Source organism: Corynebacterium sp. HMSC08C04, assembly GCF_001807495.1.
GTDB classification, from domain to species: domain Bacteria; phylum Actinomycetota; class Actinomycetes; order Mycobacteriales; family Mycobacteriaceae; genus Corynebacterium; species Corynebacterium simulans.
The window spans coordinates 1-801 of record NZ_KV789200.1; the positions used below are offsets into that span (position 1 = coordinate 1).

General features: G+C 54.6%; 1 pseudogene. It reads right to left on the reverse strand.

What is annotated here, in order from left to right:
- Positions 1-225 precede the first annotated feature (225 nt).
- Positions 226-801: pseudogene (locus tag HMPREF3169_RS13340) on the reverse strand (conjugal transfer protein TraA); the annotation flags it as partial.

The following is an 801-nucleotide window of genomic DNA, read 5'->3' on the forward strand; positions in this document are numbered from 1 at the left end:
GCGGATTGCCCCTACCAACTACGCCGAAACGGCAATCGACAATTGATTAAAGAGCTCAAACTCGCTGCAGTGGAAGAAGAGAAAAGTATCTCCCAACTTTTTGAAGAGTGGGCTACACGATGGCTCGAGGAAAGAAGCTGATCGCCTGGTGTATATGCCTACATACACATGTGCGTATGTAGGCATATACACATGTGAGCGCTAGCGCATTGACCTCGCTGTTTTCTAAAGCTCTAGGCCTTGTTCTTCTTCAAGCTCGTCGGTGGGAGTTTGTTCCTCGTTGTCGTGGTTGTTGCTGTGGGTAGTGGTGATGTGCGGTGCGTCGTCTAGTCCGAGGCTTGCGATGAAGTCGAGGCTTGCTTGTGCGCCCTCGTGTAGCTCGCCGGCGTCTTCGTCTTGGGAGTTGTCGGTGTTGTCGGCTTCTGCTGTGGTCTCGGGCGCTGGTGGTTCTTCCTCCGCCTCGTTGTAGGAGGTGTCTGGCTTGTCATAGTCAGTGTTGTCTGGTTCGTAGGCAGCAGCAATGGTTTCTGCGACCATGTCGCGGATTGTCTCTTGGGCAGGTTCATCTATGCCGAGGCGGCGTAGTTCGTAGGTGCGTTGTGCGGCAAGTAGGTTGACTTCGTCGGCGATGTAGCCTGCATGGTCGGCAACATCGTGAGGGATTTCCTCTGCACGCAAGCGGGTAGCAATGTCGGCACGGTCGGCGAAGTCCATTTTCTCGCGGCGGATAGTATCGAGGTGCTGTTGAAGCCTCTGAGTGTGGTCATTGTCGTGTTGTGCGGCAGCGTTTAGGCGCTTGTC